We start from the raw sequence: 21,075 nt of genomic DNA, 5'->3' as shown, positions 1-21,075 counted from the left end.
AAGTCTGCCTGGTCTTTCAGAAAAAAACTTTTGCTGTGAACTATGCGCAGATAAGAAATTTTCTCCAATGGTGTTACAAATCTTTTCCTGAGTTTTGGATGAATCATGTACTGAAGATTTTTTTGTTGAAAGATTGAAAATAAAGTTTTTGATATATAGGTGGTTAAGAGGTCACTATATTCCTGATAAACGCATATATGGATGAATAACAAAAGAGTTTAAAGACTCGTATAGTGTTATATAATACCTTGGCAAGGTATTTGATTTAGATAAGATACATGATTGTTAAAAACAATCAGTCACGTTAGACAAATCGACTATGAAAACTTTGAAACAATTTCGGGTTTGGGTGATATTAGCAACTTTGGTTGCTGTCTTTTCAAGTACAGAAAAAGCATCTGCACAGGTAAATGTAAGTGTTTCATTTCAGACCTTCTATGATCAGTTGTCGCCTTATGGATATTGGATGAATACTCCTGACTATGGGTACGTATGGCAACCCAATGTCGCAACTGATTTTCAGCCCTATGGAAGCAATGGGTACTGGATAGTGACTGAATATGGAAATACCTGGGTGTCTGATTATGATTGGGGATGGGCTCCTTTCCACTATGGTCGCTGGTATTTTGATAACTATTATGGATGGCTCTGGATACCTGATACTGAGTGGGGACCTGCCTGGGTATCGTGGCGCTCTGGTGATGGATATTATGGTTGGGCTCCTATGGGACCTGGCGTAAATGTTTCTGTGTCTATACCTGTTTCCTGCTGGATATTTGTGCCTAATGTATATATTACCAATCGCAGATTCTATGATTATTGTATCCCAAGAACCCGTGTTGTCCATGTCTATAACCATACAACAGTAATTAATAACTACTATGTATATAATAATCGTCGGTATGCTTCCGGACCGTCTGTAAGAGATATTGAACGTCATTCACACGGTCGGGTACAGGTGTATCGTGTACAACATGAAGACAGACCAGGAAGAGCAATGGTTTCCAATGGATCTGTACGAGTGTATCGTCCGAGTGTCTCTGAACGAAGAGATAACGTGCGTGGACCAGTAAGTACCGGACCTGGCCGTCGGATAGATGTAACGCCTGATGTACGTAATCGGAGAGAGGATTGGGGAAATTCTGGCAGACAGGATCAGAATCGGGTAACTACTCAACCTCAGAATCGTTCGTCTGAGAGAATTGGATATCCTAACGATAACCGTAGTAATGAGGGATTCAGACAACCTGCAGAACCACAATATTCACCACGTTCCAGAGAACCGCGTTCCTCAATGGAATCAGGCAGAAGTGATAATAACCGTCAGCCATCCTTTGACAGTAACCGTCAACCCTCATTTGATAACAATCGTCAGTCAGATTGGGGTGGCCGTAACTCTGGAAGTGAAGGCAGAACTACACAACCGCAACGGGAACAACCTCAGCAAAGAGAGACATCACAACCATGGGGACAACCACAAGAGAGGGTACAACCTCGTCAACGCGAACAACCTCAGTTTAACCAACCATCAGGAGCGGTTGGAGAACGGCGTCAGTCCGAAACACAACGTACACAATGGGAGCAGCCTCAACGGGTAGAAAGATCACAACCTTCACAGGCACAGAGGCAGGAACGGATAGAAAGTCATCCTCGGGAATCACAAAGATCATTTGAACAAAGTTCTCAGCCTTCACAACGATCTTCCGGACAGGGATCTGCTCAACCCTCACAAGGAGGACGTCCATCACGGCAGCCTCGTTAATTAAGATATAGTTCATGTATAGTTCATGTATAGTTCATGTATAGTTCATGAAAATCCCTGTGTTTAGCAACACAGGGATTTTTTATTTGTAATCCTGCCTGTACAGGATGGTTTACTTTTGGTTATTTAATAGTTATACTGCTAAATCATTATTAGATTCATTTTTCTCTTAAAAATTTACTATTTTGAGTGATCTGCTTTTGAAAGAAAATTTTTTACATCACTACATTCATATGAAATATACTTTTATTCTTCTGATTATTTGTCTCTTATCACATAACTACCTAGTTGCACAGAGTAAAATACATTCTGCTGTAAAGATTGACATTAATTTGTCAAAAGAGATTGCACCTATGAAACCCATATGGGCTTGGTTTGGCTATGATGAACCCAATTATACCTATATGAAGGATGGCAAAAAGCTGCTTACCGAAATTGCCGACTTTAGCAAGCCTGTTCCAGTCTTTGTACGAGCACATAATCTGTTGACAACAGGAGATGGGACTGCTGCTTTAAAATGGGGTTCCACTAATGCCTATACAGAGGATGCCAATGGTAATCCTGTATACAACTGGACTGTAGTAGATAGCATTTTTGATGTATATATCAAAAGAGGCATGAAACCTCTGGCACAGATCGGCTTTATGCCAGAAGCATTATCTGTTAAACCACAACCTTACAGACACACCTGGCAGCCAGGACAACCTTATTCGGGCATTTTTACAGGGTGGGCATATCCTCCCAAAGACTATAAAAAATGGGGTGAGTTAGTCTATCAATGGGTAACACATTGCGTGAAAAGATATGGTAAAAAAGAAGTCGAAAGCTGGTATTGGGAAGTCTGGAATGAACCAGATATTTCGTACTGGAAAGGTACGCAGCAAGAGTTCTTTAAATTATACGATTTCGCTGCAGATGGCGTAAAACGTGCTTTGCCTACCGCCAGAGTAGGAGGATGTGATGCGACCGGTGGGGCTATGAAGTTTCTGGATGCCTTTCTCCGGCACTGCCTGAGAGATACTAACTATGCTACTGGGAAAATAGGTGCTCCACTGGATGTTATCCTGTTTCATGCCAAAGGCGCTCCCCGTGTGATAGACGGACAGGTAGTAATGAAGATAGGAAGCCAGTTAAAAAATATAAACGATCATTTTAATGTAATTCGAGCCTATCCTGAACTAAAAAATATACCTGTAGTAATAGGCGAATCTGATCCGGAGGGTTGTGCTGCCTGTGGGATGTCTACCAACCCAGAAAATGCTTACCGAAATGGGACAATGTATTCCAGTTATACAGCAGCTTCATTTGCCAGGAAATATGCTTTGATGGATTCGTTGAATGTAAATCTGATAGGAGCCGTATCCTGGTCTTTCGAGTTTGAAAATCAACCCTGGTTTGCTGGATTTCGTGATCTGGCTACCAATGGAGTTGATAAACCCGTCCTGAATGTGTTTCGTATGTTTGCTATGATGAAAGGCCGTCGGGTAGAGGTGAAGAGCAACCGGATGTATGGGTTGCGTACCATAGTGGATTCCAGTATCCGAAACCAGACAGATATCGGAGCTATTGCTGCCAAGGATAGCCGTTCTGCTTCAGTTATGGTCTGGAACTACCATGATCGGGATGAACAAGGTGTAGCAGAAGAAATAAACATACAGGTGAAAGGACTTCCTTCCAGTACAGTTACGTTAAAGCACTACAGGATAGATAATGAGCATAGCAATTCCTATGAAGTATGGAAAAAAATAGGATCTCCTCAAAGTCCCAATGCTACTCAGATTGCAACATTAGAAAAAGCCGGACAGTTGCAGTTAGTAAAAGATCCTGAAACGAAAAAGATTCAGAATGGCAATCTCTCTGTACCCATAATATTATCCAGGCAAGGAGTATCATTTCTTTATTTTAGTTGGTAAACTTTATACTTTCAATGACGCAGATCCTACTATCAAACCTTCACCATACAAAGGAACTGCTAATAAAAACACCAGTCTAGTATTTCCGGATGGAGATCTGGAGTTTTGACGACTCTCAGGGAGTAGAAGAATATAATGCGAAACTATACTCCGTATTCTGGTACTCTCTGGTTTTACTTTCGATAATCTACTACTAATGAGAAAGAGATTCGTAAAATAATAAATAAATGTAGCCAGGAATCTAAATATTTTTTTAATTGGCACTGTTAATGTGGATATATGGACAATTAATATACCCATTGTGTGGATACAATCTCATCTCTCATCTATTTCAGATTTATTGATTCATGAACAGAAGGAATTTTGCTAAGCAGGCAGTAATGGCCTCCGGTGGATTTTTACTTGCAAATAAGTTTACCTATGCTGTAGGAGCGGCTTTTCCGGAAGTACGTGTTCCGGAAGCCCAGCGGAAATTTCGTAGTACAGCTGTAGAAGCTGCAATTAAAAAAGTACAGAGTACCATTGGCAATAAAGAACTGGCGTGGTTGTTTGGAAATAGTTTCCCAAATACCCTTGATACCACCGTTGAATTTGAGCTAAAAGATGGAAAGCCTGATACATATGTTATTACAGGTGATATTGATGCTATGTGGTTGCGTGATTCTACTGCACAGGTATGGCCTTATCTTCCATTAATGAAAGAAGATAAAAAACTGCAGCAACTGATTCAGGGTGTGATTAGTCGACAGGCAACCTGTATTTTGAAAGATCCGTATGCCAATGCATTTTATAAGAATGAAAGCCAGATCAGTGAGTGGAAAGACGATGTTACAGATATGAAGCCTGGTATTCATGAACGTAAATGGGAAATTGACAGTTTGTGCTATCCTGTACGGTTAGGGTATCATTACTGGAAACAAACAGGAGATACTTCAGTTTTTACAAGTCAGTGGAAAGAAGCCGCATTATTGATCCTGAAGACCTTCCGCGAACAACAGCGCAAAGACGGTCATAGCCCCTATAAGTTTGAAAGAAAAACGGCCTGGGCTACCGATAGTGTACCATTGGGAGGATATGGTTACCCTGCAAAACCTGTTGGATTGATTTGTTCCATGTTCCGCCCAAGTGATGATGCTACTATTTTCCCATACTTGATTCCATCTAATTTCTTTGCGGTTGTGTCATTACAACAGTTGGCAGAAATATTTAAGACAGTTTTAAAAGATACAGCTAATGCCACTGAGTTTACAAAGTTAGCTGATGAAGTTCAGAAAGCTCTGAACGAATATGCAGTAGTAACACATCCGAAGTTCGGAAAGGTCTATGCTTATGAAGTAAACGGATACGGAAGCTTTAACCTGATGGATGATGCCAATGTACCTAGCCTTCTTTCATTACCTTATCTAGGTGCTATCAAAAACACAGATCCTATCTATATCAATACACGTAAGCTACTCTTCTCAGAAGAAAATCCGTTTTTCTTTAAAGGAAAAGCAGGAGAAGGTATTGGTGGACCACACGTAGGTGTAAATATGATATGGCCATTGAGTATCATCATGCGTGGGTTAACTTCTGATAATGACGCAGAAATAAAAATGTGTCTGGAAACATTACAGAAAACACATGGAGGTACTGGATTTATTCATGAATCTTTCCATAAGGATGATCCTGCCAAATTTACCCGTAAATGGTTTGCATGGGCTAATACCATTTTTGGAGAGTTTGTCTGGAAAGTTTTCCGCGAGAAACCACAATTGTTAAGTTAAAAAAACGCCTTCCGGATTTATCCGGAAGGCGTTTTTTATCAGAGCTATATTCTTTATAGCTGTTGTTTTTCAATCAAATAAACGGTAAGACTTCTGGGTCCATGTGCCCCAATCACCAGAGATTGTTCAATATCTGCTGTTTTGGATGGTCCGGCAATAAAAACTCCATATCCGCCAAAATTCTGAGTGCCTATTTTCTGATAAGCTTCATACATTGTAGGTACCAACGCATCTGATGGCAGATAGATAACCAGATGTTGGCAGATAAAAGGTAATACTCTCTGTTTTCCTGGCAGATACTCTTCTGGAATCCAGATAGCTGCATTTTCAGCTACCCCCCATTGACCACGCATAATGGTAACAAAGACGTCCTCAAACGAATGTGGGTCTTGCTTTAACAGGTTGGTATCCGTATAATCTGCTACTTTGATAGATTCAGATAGCTGAAATTTCTGTGTAAGATGAGCCCTGGCCTCCTGTACATCCTTTGCTAAATAGATGTCTCCTCCGACATTCTTCAGAAAAGTCCCAAACTTATCTGTCAGATCTATGTCTCCCTGAGGATAGGCTTCCAGTATGGGTAAAGGCAACAGATCTGGTTTGTTCTGTCTGACTTTTTTTAGGATAAGTTCTCTGCTATTCATACTTTGTCAAAAACATCTTGTGTATAAGCTCATTCACCTTTTGGTTTCTTTCTGTTTTTCATATACCAGTCCCGAAAACTTTCTTTGGGTGGCTCAGGCATTTCACGTTGTTTAAACCAGGGATTTAAAGAGTTGGATGCCAGCGATGGTACATGCCGTAGAAACCAACGTCCGGTACTTCCCGCAAATCGATAAATATCCGGATTGGAAAGTACTGCTGACATCAGTTTCATTCCTGTTGCCTTTGCAGTACCTGTATGTCCTTCCTGCGCCAGAATCTGACGCCATTTCCAAAGTTGGTCATGTATATCTATTTTCACTGGACAAACATTAGAACAAGAGCCACAAAGGGTACTGGCAAAAGGTAGATCGGCGTATTTACGCATATCAATATTGGGTGCTAAAATAGAGCCTATCGGACCAGCAACAGCTGTATGATAACTATGTCCTCCACTACGCCGATACACTGGACATGTATTAAAACAGGCTGCACAGCGAATACATTTCAGCGAATTACGAAAATCAGCACGTGCAAGCTGCTCTGTGCGACCATTATCGACAAGTACAATATGCATCTCCTTACCAGGTGCCGGACGCAGAAAATGACTGGAATAAGTAGTAATAGGTTGGCCGGTAGCACTTCGGGCAAGCAGTCGCAGGAAAACGGATAAGTCTGCTTGTCGCGGAATAATCTTTTCTATCCCCATACATGCAATATGTACATTGGCCAGGTGTGCACCCATATCCGCGTTTCCTTCATTGGTACATACGACAATACCACCTGTTTCTGCTACCGCAAAGTTGACTCCTGTCAGTGCGAGGTCTGCTGCAATAAACTTCTCACGCAGGTGCTGGCGAGCTGCTTCTGTCAGATACTGAGGGTCTTTAGCTCCCTTTTCTGTACCCAGGTGCTGATGGAAAGTTTCGCCTACATCTTCTTTTTTGAGGTGAATAGCTGGCAGAACAATATGACTGGGAGGTTCATGTCTAAGCTGTACAATGCGCTCTCCCAGATCTGTGTCTATTACCTCAATGCCCTGACTGATCAGAAATTCATTCAGATGGCATTCTTCGGTAAGCATAGACTTACTTTTGACAATTTTCTGAAAGCCATGTTTTTGAATAATCTGAAAGACAATCTGATTATGCTCTACAGCATTGGCTGCCCAATGAACATGTACTCCATTGGCAAGTGCGTGTTTTTCAAACTGAATGAGGTATTGATCCAGATTGGATAAGGTATGGTTCTTGATCTGGGACGCCTTTTCCCGGAGTTGTTCCCATTCCGGAATATTGTGGGCCATACGATCCCGTTTCTGGCGAACAAACCAAAGCGTATCATCATGCCAGTCTACCCGTGCTTCATCTTTGTTAAATTTCTCAGCTTCTTTGGCGTGTGTAATCATATCTAGTGATTAATCTGTATAGGAATTTGTGTCCGGAATCCTTTTACTGGAAAAGCTAGTTGGAGATACTGCTGTTCAGTATTTCTGCAATGTGAATAATCCGGATAGGGGATTGTTGTCGTTTGAGTATACCTTCCAGATGCATCAGACAGGAAGTGTCACCACCTGTAATGTATTCCACCTGGTTCTGTACATGTTCTCCTATACGATCTTTTCCCATTTTTACAGAAACAGCCTCTTCAAATACACAGAAGGTGCCTCCAAAGCCACAACATTCATCTGGACGTTCTGCCTGTACCAAATCCAGTCCTTTTACCATAGATAACAGATGACCCGGTTTAGAGAATGAAGGTTCGTTTCGTTCAGACATAGACGACAAGTGAAGCCCACGTTGTCCGTGACAGCTGGCATGTAATCCAACCCGATGTGGGAAAGAGGCTGGCAGATTGTCTATTTTTAGAACATCCGTTAGAAATTCACATAATTCAAATATCCGTTTTCGTATCTGAATTGCCTTTTCCGGATGATCAGCATCTTTGAGATGTTCTTTAATATGAAGTACACAACTTCCTGAAGGAGCCACAATGTAGTCAAACTCAGAAAAGTTTGAGACAAAGTTTGCATCACACCCTTTGGTGAGATTCGAATAACCCGAATTCGCCATAGGTTGACCACAACACGTTTGATTAAGAGGAAATGCAACATTACAGCCTAGTTTTTCCAGTAGTTCCAGTGTTGCAATACCAACGTTGGGATAGAACTGGTCAATATAACAAGGTATAAACAAGCCTACTTTCATAAAAAGACAGGTGTAGTTTTAAAATATAGTATAAAACGATACTGTAAAATAGCATCTTTTTTTATAAGGAAAGTTCGCTTGGATTGGCTATTTTTACAACTATTTTGACATAATTTAATCTGTTTTGAGAAGAGATTAAGTTAATTCATTTTATTTATGAAACCGTTATTATTAAAACTTCAGTTATCACCTGACCATTCCTTCAGTGTTCGAACCAGTGTAGTGTTGCAAACTTATAACCGATGGCATTTTCATCCGGAAGTTGAACTGGTATATATTGAGCAAGGGAGAGGAATGATTTTTCTGGGAGATAAGATTCAGTCATTTCAGGCAGGCGACAGTATACTAATAGGAAAAAATGTACCTCACTATTGGTTGTGTAATGGATCAGAGGAGAATGAACAAGCCAAAGCACTGGTTGTCCATTTTCTGGAAGATTTCTGGGGGACATCTTTTTTGGAATTACCCGAAAATCGATTATTGAAAGAATTGTTTTTCAAAGCTAGGAGAGGAATACAATTAACCACAAAAGAGTCTGACACCTTTGTGTCTTATTTATTCCAGTTAGCAGAGGCTAAAGAGGGTGAAAGATTGTTGTTTCTTTTGCATGTATTATATAGGATAGCTGTTTGTAAGAACTTTCAGTTGATCTCTTCAACAGGATATACATTGGCACTAAGTGAAGATGAAACAGACCGTCTGAATAGAGTGCTGGTGTATTCAACTACCTATTTTAAACAAAAAATATCTCTGGAGGAAGTAGCTGCTTTGGCACATATTAGCCCCCATGCATTCTGCAGGTACTTTAAAGCCAGAACCCGTAAAACCTATTCACAGTTTTTACTAGAACTTAGAATAGGACACGCTTGTAAATTATTGGCAGAAGCAAAGTTGAGTGTAGCGCAAGTGTGTTTTGAAAGTGGCTTTAACACATTTGCCAATTTTAACAAATATTTCAAACGCATTACCGGAGTAAGCCCACTGCATTATCAGAAGGCACATAACCAACAACAGTATTTGTCTAAATAACCAGTAAGGTTGCAAGCAGAAACAACAATTCTGAGAGTCGTAACCGAAGGTGTTTTAGTGCTTTGGTAAGATGGTATTCGACTGTTTTTACAGAAACCTGCATTTCATCAGCTATTTCAGGAATAGTAAATCCATTAAATCGGCTTAGTTGAAATACCTGGCGGGTTGTTTCCGGAAGTACATTCATTTCTGTATGTACTAATTCATCCAGTTCAGTGTAGATTACTTCCTGCTCTGTAAAATTGATAGCATTAGGTTGCTGCACGGATACAAATAACTCATATTTGGATCGTACACTTTGCTTATCAAAGTGATCATATATCTTGTTACGCACTGCACGCAACAAATAACCCTGAAGATTTGTGTGAATAGTTATGGTTGATCTGTTGACCCAAAGGCTAACAAATACTTCCTGCACAATTTCCTGTGCTGTTTCGCGAATACGGGTATGATTGTAGGCAGCGGAGAAAAGCTTAGGCCAATACTTTTGATATATCTGCTCAAATCCTTTTTCGTCGCCATTCTGTAGGGCTATAATCCAGTCTTCCTCTTCTCTATAGGATTGATTCATAGACAAAATAAACGTGAACCTGTTTGTGAATCTAGGCTCAAATATATGAAAAAAAAACTATTTTCTGTTTTTTGAAAAAAAAGATAGAAAATTATGCTCTGGGCTTTAGGGTAAATTGAAAGTTGTCCTACTTACATACAATAACCTAATATTCGATGGAACCATTACAATTAACAGAACTAATAAGAAAGGTAAGAGCAGGGACCGCAACTGTTGCTGAAAAGGAATTACTGGAAGCATATTGGAATCAATCAGTAGAGGATCAGGAATTTCTAACAGGTCTTTCAGAAGCAGAATATTCAGGTTTAGGTACTACCATGTATCAGAATATTCTGCAGACTATAAAAACAAAGGAAGATACAGCTGCTGGAGAAGAGGCGAAAGTGATCCCATTGTCTTCTAATCGCTGGATCTGGGCAGCAGCATCTGTTTTAGTACTGATCATTTCTGTGGCAAGTATATGGATGTATACCAGAAATCCTCTTCAGATTGAAGAAACTGCTTTTGGAAATCGTAGGGAAATAATGTTACCTGATCAGTCTGTAGTTGTATTAAATGGAAACTCTTCGATCCGCTATGCTCCCGATTGGAATCCTGAGGAGAACCGGGAAGTATGGATTGAAGGGGAAGCATATTTTTCAGTGAAGCATACAAAGAATCATCAAAAATTTATAGTTCATACACCTGATAATCTTCAGATAGAGGTTTTAGGAACAAAGTTTAATGTGAGTAATCGCAGGGGGATCACAAATGTGGTATTACAGGAAGGTAAAGTAAAAGTATCAGATACGGAGTCAACGTATGTAATGAAACCAGGAGAAATGGTTAGTTATTCTACTACTCGTCCTTTGTTAATGCCTCAGACTACCAATCCTAAAGTAGCTGTTTCCTGGAAAGAAAATCTGTTACTTTTTCAGGATGAAACACTTGAGTCAATTGCAGATCAACTGTATGATAGTTACGGGATTGAAGTTGATTTTCAGGATACTACGGTAAAGAAGGAGCTGTTTACAGGGTCGGTTCCAGTCGATTCGGTAGATCTTTTATTTGAAAAGTTTGAAAAATTATACCAAACAAAAATAACCAAACAAGATAACCACTATGTGATCCATTAAAAAAGCTGTCATACACATGTAGTTAGTACCAGTAACTACAATGATGCTGACAGCCCGGAATCAGTTAATTTAATTCACCCCAAAATTACAATTTTCATGAGGAAAAACCTACTTCGGCTCCGAACATTTGTTTACGGGTCGTTTTTTGTTGGGTCTGCACTGCCTATGTTTGGGCAAGTACAGCCTATCGCACTAGCCTCCGTACAAAGTACACACCGATTCTCTCAGCAAAATCAATCTCAGGATCTGGTAGATGTATTAAAGGAACTATCTAAGGACTACGGGGTTATCTTTGATTACAATCCCAAAGTACTAAAAGGTAAATCTGTATCTGTTGATCGCAAAGAACTGCAATCCAAAGAACTGGATCAGATACTAAATAGTCTATTAACTCCTCTTAAATTAACTTTTGAAAAAAATAATAATCATTCCTATATTATTTACCTGAAGAAAGAACGGGTAAAGACAGAAACTTCTGCAAATGGGAATGAAACATTGCCATATAATATGACTAATATGGCAATGGTAAACAGTACAGCTTTAGCAGGCCCTGCTAATTCTATCAGTACACCTGCTGTTGCATTTCAGGTAACAGGACAAGTAAAAGATGATAGGGGAGAGGGACTACCTGGAGTAAGTGTTTCTTTAAAAGGAACTACTAATGGTACTGTAACAGATGCACAAGGAAAATACAACCTTACTATTCCTGAAGGAACAGGTACTTTGGTATTCTCTTTTGTAGGTTATGTGACAGAAGAAATAGCTGTTAATAATCAAACTACTATTGACGTTACATTGCTTCCAGACATTATGTCATTGAATGAAGTAGTTGTAACTGCAATGGGTATTAAAAAAGAAGAAAAGGCATTAGGATATGCAGTAAGTACTGTCACTGCTGAACAAATCACAAAAAGTGGTAACACCAACTTTGCTTCTGCATTATATGGTAAAGCTGCTGGTGTGAAAATTACTACAGCTCCAGGTGGTTCTGGAAGTGCGGTAAATGTTCAGATTCGTGGCATTAACTCGCTGAATAACAATAAGCAACCAATTTATGTAGTAGATGGTGTTATTATTCGGAATGATGAGCAGAATGGTTCTGTTGGTGCCAATAATAACAATTATTGGGATGATCAGCGTATACGTGGTAATGGTATTCTGGATATTAACCCTGCTGATATTGAAAGCTTAACAGTACTAAAAGGTGCCAGTGCAACTGCATTATATGGTTCAGACGCATCTAGTGGTGTAATCGTGATCACTACTAAAAAAGGTACCAAAGGAAAAGGTTTGGGTGTAGATGTAAATTATACAGGTACACTGGAACGTGTTGCTTTCCTTCCTAAATTCCAAAATATATACGGACCAGGATATGACAGAGCCACCAACCTTTCTGCCGGTGCTAATGCAGAAGGATGGATTGCTGATTCAAACTCTCCTACTGGTTTCCGTCCTTATTTCAGAGCTTACGGACAATTTGGTCCTAAAATGGAAGGCCAGCAAGTAAGCTGGTGGGATGGTTCTGTTCGTTCTTACTCTGCCCGTCCTGATAACTACAGAGATGTATTTGATAAAGGATATAGTTCAAACATCAACATTGGCTTATCCAATCAGACTGATAAAATTAGTTATCGTTTGTCCGCTACTCATTTGGATTATAAAAGTACTAACCCTGGTAGCAAGCAGGAGAAAACTACTTTTAACCTGAACAGTACTGTTCATTTGAATAATAAAGTTAGTACAGATATTGTTGTAAACTATATTAATACTCGTACTCACAATCGTGCAGCCCAATTAGGTCAGGTATTGGGTTCTTTTGCTGGATTCTTTAGCCGGACAGAAGATATGAGTTTAATGCGTGAAAGATATCAGACTTCTGATGGATACAAATATGGAATTTATACATCTGGACGCCCAGAAGCATTTACTTATAATATTCGCGCTACCAACTTATTAGACTTTTTCTGGAATCAATTGAGAAATCAATATGATGAAACAGAAAATCGTTTGATTACCAGTGCTACATTAAACTGGGATGTGATTGATCATTTGAAATTCAGAGGTCGTATTGGTAATGATTATACAGGAATCGGAATAGAAGATAAGCGTTACAATGAATATGCTACTGCATATAATTCATCATCAAGTAGTACCGGCATGTATGGTACATCTAAAGGACAATACGCTGTTCTATATGGTGATATGTTATTAACATATGCCAACAAAATAGGATCTGATCTGGATTATTCAGTAAGTGGCGGTTTTCAGGGACGTAATGAACATTATAAAGATCAGTATTCCGGTACAACCAATGGCTTGGTTTCTGAAAACTGGTTTAGTTTAGCTAATTCTTATGGTATACTTAATACTACAGCAACACGCAAAGAAATGCTAAAGTATGCCTATATCGGAATTGCTAACTTCAGTTACAAAAACTTCTTATTCTTAGAAGGTACTGCTCGTCAGGAGTATAATTCAACACTGCCTGCTGGTAACAATCGTTATTTCTATTGGTCAACCAATGGTAGCTTCGTTTTCACGGATGTATTGCAATTACCAACTGCATTTAGTTATGGTAAATTGAGAGCTTCTTATGGTGTTGTAGGTAATGGTGCAAAAATTTATGGATCAAATATTCTGTATACTCAGAGTTCTTTGCAATCTGTAAATGGTTCTGTACCAAAACTAATCACCAATTCTGCTTACGGAAACTTGTTGCTGAAACCTGAGATGAAATATGAAACAGAAGTAGGTCTGGAGACAAGATTCCTGAATAATAAATTCGGTATAGATCTTACTTACTATTCTAACAAAGTAAAAGATCAGATTCTGGACTTGGCTACTGCTCCTTCTAATGGTGCTAACAGTCAGATTGTGAATGTTGGTGAAATCGGAAGCCGTGGGGTTGAGATCGCATTTAATGCAACTCCAGTATCAAGAGCTGTACGTTGGGATACACGGATCAACTATGCATTCAATAAATCTCGTGTGATTTCATTAAATGGAGTGTCTGAAGTGAATTTTTATAATGCGGATCAAAACGCTATAAAATTGGTAGCAGCGCCAGGCGAAACATTAGGAAATATCTATGTGTACGAACGTGCAAAAGATGAAAATGGTAACTTCCTGATATCAGATGATGGATTTTATGTGATTGATAAGTCCAAATATGAGAAAGCTGGTAATATTATGCCTAAAGCTATTGGTGGTTTCTCAAACACTGTCTCCTATAAAAACTTTGCCCTTGACTTTACTATCGACTATCGTATAGGTGGAAAGATGATCTCTACTCCAACCAAGTATGCTATGGGTGCAGGTATGTATGAGAATACACTTCAATACAGAGATGCTTCACGGGGTGGTTTAACTTACACAGATCCTGCTGACGGACAAATTCATGATGATGGTGTATTGCTGAAAGGTGTAAATCAGAATACAGGAGAAGAAAATACCAAAGTAATCAGTGCTGCTGAGTACTATATGACAACGTATAACTGGGGTGCTGATGCATGGAACTCAAAAGGTGCCCTTTTTGATAATAGTTACATCAAAATGCGTGAAATTACTTTGAGTTATAAAATTCCTTCTCATATATCTGATAGAGTTCATCTGAAAAATCTGCGTTTTTCATTGGTAGGTCGTAACCTGTTCTATATCTGGAGAACATTAGAAAATATCGATCCTGAAGCTCCTCTGGGTAATCAGTGGTGGTCACAAGGTGTGGATGTAGGTTCTACTGCTCCTACACGTAGTTTCGGATTTTCATTGAATGCATCTTTCTAACATGAAGAACCTATTAAGAAAAAAAGACATGACAAAAAAGTTTTTTATAACATCAAGCCTCTTCTGTTCTCTCATGCTCGTGTTTTGTGGGTGTGAAAATCAACTGGAAGAAAAATTCAATAACCCGGAACAATCCAGTAGTGCAAATTTACCTGGATTATTAACGGGAATCCTGGATAATGACCGGGTTAGACCTTCTTATTGGAATGTTCGTACATTTTTGTTACAACATCCTGCTGTCTACAGCCAGACTGCCTTTTTTTCAAACAGTACGGCTATGTACCAGCACAATGATAGTTACATAGGACAATATTGGTCTAATTTCTATGTACCTAATAGCAATGGTAGTGGTGTAATTGCTTTGTACCGTTCCATGGAGAATGTATACAATTCTCTGGCAGCAGAAGAGAAGGCTAATCAGGAGATTTTTATGCAGGCTGCACGAATCGTATTGTATGATCAGGCATCTCAAATGATTGATTTGTGGGGTGATATTCCTTTCAGTGAAGCAGGAAGCCTTGAATCATCCAGCGTAATAGCTAATCCAAAATTTGATGATCAGGTTGAATTGTATAATATCATTCTGGCTGGTTTGAAAGAATCCGCTGCTTTCTTTGGTGATGCGTCTTCCAATGCATCTTTTACAAAGGCAGATATTCTACTTAGTGGTAGCCTTACCAAGTGGCAACGTTACGCAAACTCTATTCGTTTGCGGTTACTGATGCGTATTTCGAAGAAAGATGAAGCAACAGCAAGAACTGCTGTCCTGGAAATGCTGAATAATGGCGATACATATCCACTGGTAGATGGTGGTAATGCAGCAAATTATGCTCCTGGTACTACTGATATCCTGTTAAAGCCGTTGACGACATATACTGCCAACCTTAACTCTGCCTTAACAGAATTACCAAGCTATTACGCGCCAGATTATATGCTGAACACATTGATGAAACCAGCAGATGATCCTCGTATTCCTGTAATGTTTGACAAATTTGGTGTAACTAGTGGTAAGGTATTCACTCCTAATAAAGAATATGCTGCAATGCCAATCACATTTACGGCTTCAGAACAGGAAAACAACTTTCAGAAATATTCTATTCTGGATTCTGCTACCTTCTTACAAAATCCAGGATTACCTGGTATTGTTATCACAGCTTCAGAAGTTAATTTCCTGAAAGCAGAGGCTTATCAGCGTTGGGGAAGCACTGCAGATGCCAAAACTGCATATGAAACTGCATTAAAACAATCTGTTACATTCTACTATTATCTGAATAGTCTGAACACAACAGGTTTGACAGTGTTAGCAAAACCTGCAGATAGCGAAATTACTACTTTTGCAACAACATCTACTGCTGCGTATACTGGTGATGATACTGAGAAGCTGGCTAAAATCTGGAATCAGAAATGGTTACACTTAGGATTTTTGCAATCTAAGGAGGCTTGGGCTGAGTATCGTAGAACAAACTATCCTCAGTTGACATTCCCAACTGCTACGTTGGCGAATTATACTACACCTCCAACACGGTTGGTATATCCTTCTACAGAAACAACTTATAATACTAACTATAAAGATGTACAGGCTAAAGACACCCGTACAACAAAAATCTTCTGGGATGTAGACTAAGTTTGTATTCTTATTGCATGAAAATTAATTTTTTATCAGGTATTTGGGTGTTCATAACAAATGCCTAGGGGATTAGATCGAAGACCCCTTACTATTCAGTAAGGGGTCTTTTAATCTCTACCTTATATAGTTTTACATTTTAAAGATAGAGTGTCACTTTATATATAATCGGGAGAGTAACCCTGATTTATTGCCTGTATTGAAAGGTTCTTCTTATATCGTACGCAGCAGTATTCATCTGTTTTCAACTGCGCATTGTCTCTTCTTATTTCGATGCAGCCTATTTCCAAAATCATTACTTCTGTTCTGTTACCTGCTTTGCTTTTGGGGATAAAACCGATTTATGCCCAAAAGCAAACTTTCGAAATTAAAAACGGCCAGTTTCTGGATAAGGGAAAGCCTGTTCAGATTCATTCTGGTGAAATGCATTATGCACGCATTCCCAAGCCTTACTGGCGCCATCGGCTTCAGATGCTGAAGGCTATGGGGCTAAACACTGTAGCAACCTATGTGTTCTGGAATTACCATAACACAGCTCCTGGTGTGTGGGATTTTACATCAGAAAACCGCAACCTGGCAGAGTTTATTAAGCTGGCAAAAGAAGAAGGATTGTATGTGATTCTGAGGCCAGGGCCTTATGCCTGTGCAGAATGGGAATTTGGAGGCTATCCGTGGTGGTTACAAAAGAACAAGGATCTGGTAATCCGGACTAACAATAAACCTTTCCTGGATTCTTGTAAAGTATATATCACCAAGCTGGCTGAACAGGTTTCATCGCTTCAGGTAAGCAAAGGTGGGCCTATCATTATGGTACAGGTCGAGAACGAGTTTGGTTCGTATGTGTCACAACGCCAGGATATTCCTATAGAACAACATCGTGCCTACAACCAGACTATTCAGCAGATGCTTACTGGTGCAGGGTTTACTGGTCCGTTTTTTACGTCAGACGGAAGCTGGTTGTTTGAAGGTGGGGTCATCAGTGGTGTATTACCTACCGCAAATGGAGAAGGAAATATAGACAACCTGAAAAAGGCTGTAGACAAATACCATGATGGTAAAGGACCTTATATGGTAGCCGAATTTTATCCAGGCTGGCTGGATCACTGGGCTGAACCATTTGTTCGTATTGGGACTGATGAGATAGTCAAACAAACGGAGAAGTACCTGCAAAATGGAGTTCATTTTAACTTCTATATGGCACATGGCGGGACCAACTTTGGATTTACTTCTGGGGCCAACTACAATGAAGAACATGACATTCAGCCTGATATAACCAGTTATGACTATGATGCACCCGTAAGTGAATCAGGATGGGCCACACCAAAGTATATGGCATTGCGGGAGTTGATGAAAAAATACGTAAAGTATCCTGTACCTGCCATTCCTGCACAAATTTCTGTTATCACTATTCCTGACATTCCTCTTTCCCGGACTGTGGATTTGGCTGATCTGAAGAAAGACATAAAGCCTGTATCCAATGATTCTCCACTGACATTTGAGGCTTTAAATCAGGGATATGGGTATGTGTTGTATAGTAAGAGATTTACTCAGCCACTATCAGGGACACTACATTTGAATGGATTGCGTGACTATGCACTTGTATATGTAAACGGTAAGAAAGTAGGGGAGTTAAACAGAGTGGATAAAAAATATGATCTGCCTGTAACTATTCCGTTTAATGGCACATTGGAGATACTGGTGGAAAATATGGGACGTATCAACTATGGCGCAGAGATCCCTAATAACACCAAAGGCATTATCTCGCCTGTGCTAATCAATGACTTTGAAATTACTGGCAACTGGCAGATGTATTCCCTGCCACTTATATCGGTGCCTGATCTGCAAAGATATCCACCCAAAAATACAACAGGTAAGCCTACCTTCTATACAGGAACTTTCGAACTGGACAAGATAGGGGATACATTCCTGGATATGGGTAGTTGGGGAAAAGGGATTGTGTTTATCAATGGACACCACCTGGGACGTTACTGGAATGCTGGTCCTCAGCAGACTTTGTATGTACCAGGCTGCTGGCTTACCAAAGGTAAAAATGAAGTGGTAATCTTTGAACAACAAAACGATGTGGCTCAAACTGTTCTTAAAACGGTTGAAAAGCCTGTGCTTGATAAATAATTAGTGTTAACCAGTTAGATTCTAACCAATCTATCGTTTGCCATACATCCTATGCATAAATTATCTTTCGTATGGAGCTTTATGATTATCAGACTATTGCTGTCTGGTACTTATGTCTCGGCTCAACAAACTTATACTTTTTCAGAGGGATTGATTGCCGGTCCCTGTCATCATTATGGACGTGAAGCACTTTACACAGATCAATTAACCTATCTGTTGTTTCGTAATGAACTAAAAACACCTGCTGCCGGACAAACTGTGCTGACAGATAAGGATGGAAAGCCTGTTACCTGGCAAGCTATCAAAACAGACCAGGAAAGTAAGTTCAAAGCAGGACTGGCACAGGATGGCTATCTATATCTGACCTATATTGCCAATGAAGCAAAGACAGCGATACTGAATGTAAGCGGACATAGCATGCTGTATTTTAATGGTGCTCCTCATGGAGGTGATGCCTATGCTTCCGGATGGATGTACATACCTGTGGTATTGAAGAAAGGCCTGAACGAAATACTGGTTCGGACTGCTTCTTTTTCTCGTTATCAGGGCATAACAGCCAAGTTGACTTTTCCGGATAAGGCCGTTGCATTGAGCACAGAAGATATGACATTGCCTCATATTGTTCATGGCAAAATAAATGATCAGCTATGGGGTGCTATGGTGGTTGTTAATACTACTGCTCAGCCATTAAAAGATATACAAATTAAAACTTCCCTACAAGGAAAAGACTATACCACTACACTGCCTGTAGTACATGCATTAACTACACGAAAGGTGGGTTTCAGAATAAATGCAACTGGCATTAAGCAAAAGGGAGAATACCCTGTGAAAGTAAGTTTGCAGGCAAAAGGAAAAGTGTGGGATGAGAAAGAAATAAAAATTACCGCTACAGGTGCTGGAGAACAATACATACAGACCTTCACCAGTAAGATTGATGGGAGTATCCAGTACTACGCTGTAGCTCCACAGGCACAGCCAGATGGTAAAACGCCTGCTTTATTCCTGTCAGTACACGGAGCAGGGGTAGAGGCTATTGGTCAGGCAAGAGCCTATGAGCCTAAGAACTGGGGTGTGCTAGTTGCACCTACCAACAGACGTCCGAGAGGATTTAACTGGGAAGACTGGGGTCGTCTGGATGCACTGGAAGTATTTGGAATGGCAAAACAGGAGTTTAAACCTGATCCGGAGCATATTTATCTGACAGGTCACTCAATGGGAGGACACGGAACCTGGTATTTGGGAGCGACTTTCCCTGGTAACTGGGCTGCTATTGCCCCTTGTGCAGGCTATCCGGTATTATCGGCCTACGGATCACATGATGGAAAGATTCCAGAGGCAGGGGCTACACCAATGGAAAATCTGCTGTTGCGTGCCAGCAATCCAAGTAATGTAATTTCGCTGGCTTCTAACTACAAAGCACTGGGTATATATATTTTACATGGTGATGCCGATCCGGTTGTATCTGTAGACTATGCACGTCAAATGCGCAAATTGTTAGGAACTTTCCATGCAGATTACAGCTACTACGAATATCCGGGTGGCTCTCACTGGTATGGTAACGAAAGTGTGGACTGGAAGCCTATTTTCGATTTCTTCAAGTGGCACAAAATTTCAGCAGACAGCGCAGCCAATGTAATTGACTTTACTACAGCTAATCCTGCGATCTCAGCTACGATGCGTTGGGCAACGATTGTACAGCAAAACCAGGCATTGAAATATAGCCGTATTCAGTTACAACGCAACAAAGCCAGTCATAAAATTTCAGGTGTTACAGAAAACATCGCTTTACTGAAACTAGATATGGCTGATTTTAAACAAGGAGATACTGTACACATTACGCTGGATAGCCTGCCCGTTATACACCACATTGTAAAACAAAGCAACGAGCAACTGTATCTGTCTAAAGGTGCATCATGGACAAAGGCAGAGGCTATCAAAACTATACAGAAAGGACCTCACAGAAATGGAACGTTCAAAGAGCCATTTAATAACCAGATGGTATTTGTGTATGCAACCGGAGGTACTGCTCAGGAAAATGAGTGGGCATACAATAAAGCTCGTTATGATGCTGAAACCTGGTATTACAGAGGAAATGGCGCGGTAGATGTGATTGCAGATAAAGAATTTGACCTGAAGAAATACAAAGACAGAGGGGTGATTATTTATGGCAATGCCTCTACCAACAAAGCATGGAAGCCGCTGCTGTCTGACTGTCCGATTCAGCTATCCAATGGAGTCGCAAAACTGGGTGATAAAGAACAAAAAGGAACAGATATCGGGGCATATTTCTCCTGGCCAAGACCGGATAGTCCGGTTGCTTCTGTCGCGGTGATTGGTGGAACCGGATTAGCCGGAATGCGGGCTAGTGAAGCGAATCAGTACTTCAGTGGTGGAAGTGGTTTTCCTGACTTTATGATCTTTACAACAGATATGCTGAAAGAGGGTATCAAAGGAGTAAAGATGGCTGGATTTTTCGGAAATGACTGGTCACTGAAAAACGGCGAGATTATCAATCAATAATATATTCTGA

Annotated in this window: 13 protein-coding genes; 9 read left to right on the top strand and 4 right to left on the bottom strand. The window is 40.1% G+C overall.

All coding sequences use genetic code 11. The annotated features are described in order from the left end of the window. The first annotated feature begins 319 nt into the window (after positions 1 to 319). From QNI22_RS35385 to QNI22_RS35375, 3 genes are all read left to right on the top strand, one after another. On the top strand, positions 320 to 1,762 hold the full coding sequence (locus QNI22_RS35385; RefSeq protein WP_314518718.1) for a DUF6600 domain-containing protein: 1,443 nt from the start codon (positions 320 to 322) through the stop codon (positions 1,760 to 1,762). Between the two features lie 233 nt (positions 1,763 to 1,995). After that, complete coding sequence (locus QNI22_RS35380; RefSeq protein ID WP_314518717.1) at positions 1,996 to 3,675, top strand: GH39 family glycosyl hydrolase; 1,680 nt, start codon at positions 1,996 to 1,998, stop codon at positions 3,673 to 3,675. A gap of 347 nt (positions 3,676 to 4,022) precedes the next feature. Continuing rightward, complete coding sequence (locus QNI22_RS35375) at positions 4,023 to 5,441, top strand: glycoside hydrolase family 125 protein (protein WP_314518714.1); 1,419 nt, start codon at positions 4,023 to 4,025, stop codon at positions 5,439 to 5,441. A 53-nt stretch (positions 5,442 to 5,494) separates the two neighbouring features. Here the strand turns inward: QNI22_RS35375 and QNI22_RS35370 are convergent, their stop codons facing one another. From QNI22_RS35370 to QNI22_RS35360, 3 genes are read right to left on the bottom strand one after another with little or no spacing between them, the layout of a single operon-like run. Then, a complete protein-coding gene (locus QNI22_RS35370) occupies positions 5,495 to 6,085 on the bottom strand; it encodes a LutC/YkgG family protein (protein WP_314518710.1) in 591 nt (196 codons plus the stop codon). 29 nt (positions 6,086 to 6,114) lie between these two features. Then, a complete protein-coding gene (locus tag QNI22_RS35365) occupies positions 6,115 to 7,491 on the bottom strand; it encodes a lactate utilization protein B (RefSeq protein ID WP_314518707.1) in 1,377 nt (458 codons plus the stop codon). Between the two features lie 55 nt (positions 7,492 to 7,546). After that, positions 7,547 to 8,290 carry a (Fe-S)-binding protein gene (locus QNI22_RS35360; protein ID WP_314518705.1) on the bottom strand — a complete coding sequence of 248 codons (744 nt, stop codon included), beginning with the start codon at positions 8,288 to 8,290 and terminating at the stop codon, positions 7,547 to 7,549. Positions 8,291 to 8,446: 156 nt separating this feature from the next. Between QNI22_RS35360 and QNI22_RS35355 the strand changes: the two genes are divergently transcribed. Beyond that, complete coding sequence (locus QNI22_RS35355; protein ID WP_314518703.1) at positions 8,447 to 9,319, top strand: AraC family transcriptional regulator; 873 nt, start codon at positions 8,447 to 8,449, stop codon at positions 9,317 to 9,319. On the opposite strand, the gene QNI22_RS35350 is transcribed toward QNI22_RS35355, so the two are convergent. Further along, positions 9,312 to 9,890: an RNA polymerase sigma factor gene (locus QNI22_RS35350; protein WP_314518701.1), complete on the bottom strand. Its 579-nt coding sequence runs from the start codon at positions 9,888 to 9,890 to the stop codon at positions 9,312 to 9,314. The two genes, QNI22_RS35355 and QNI22_RS35350, sit on opposite strands and share 8 nt — an antisense overlap. Before the next feature lie 155 nt (positions 9,891 to 10,045). Here QNI22_RS35350 and QNI22_RS35345 point away from each other — a divergent pair, with 155 nt between their 5' ends. The 5 genes from QNI22_RS35345 to QNI22_RS35325 all read left to right on the top strand — a co-directional run bounded on the left by QNI22_RS35345 (position 10,046) and on the right by QNI22_RS35325 (position 21,065). Then, a complete protein-coding gene (locus tag QNI22_RS35345; RefSeq protein WP_314518699.1) occupies positions 10,046 to 11,005 on the top strand; it encodes a FecR family protein in 960 nt (319 codons plus the stop codon). 96 nt (positions 11,006 to 11,101) lie between these two features. After that, positions 11,102 to 14,788: a SusC/RagA family TonB-linked outer membrane protein gene (locus QNI22_RS35340; RefSeq protein WP_314518697.1), complete on the top strand. Its 3,687-nt coding sequence runs from the start codon at positions 11,102 to 11,104 to the stop codon at positions 14,786 to 14,788. 73 nt (positions 14,789 to 14,861) lie between these two features. Continuing rightward, positions 14,862 to 16,412: a SusD/RagB family nutrient-binding outer membrane lipoprotein gene (locus QNI22_RS35335; protein ID WP_314518695.1), complete on the top strand. Its 1,551-nt coding sequence runs from the start codon at positions 14,862 to 14,864 to the stop codon at positions 16,410 to 16,412. A gap of 273 nt (positions 16,413 to 16,685) precedes the next feature. Further along, complete coding sequence (locus QNI22_RS35330) at positions 16,686 to 18,545, top strand: beta-galactosidase (RefSeq protein ID WP_314518694.1); 1,860 nt, start codon at positions 16,686 to 16,688, stop codon at positions 18,543 to 18,545. A 51-nt stretch (positions 18,546 to 18,596) separates the two neighbouring features. Continuing rightward, positions 18,597 to 21,065 (top strand): carboxylesterase family protein, encoded by a 2,469-nt coding sequence (locus QNI22_RS35325; protein WP_314518692.1) that lies wholly within the window; start codon positions 18,597 to 18,599, stop codon positions 21,063 to 21,065. Positions 21,066 to 21,075: the final 10 nt, after the last annotated feature.

This window comes from Xanthocytophaga agilis, from assembly GCF_030068605.1.
Taxonomy (GTDB): domain Bacteria; phylum Bacteroidota; class Bacteroidia; order Cytophagales; family 172606-1; genus Xanthocytophaga; species Xanthocytophaga agilis.
This window is presented reverse-complemented; position numbering and strand designations above follow the sequence as displayed.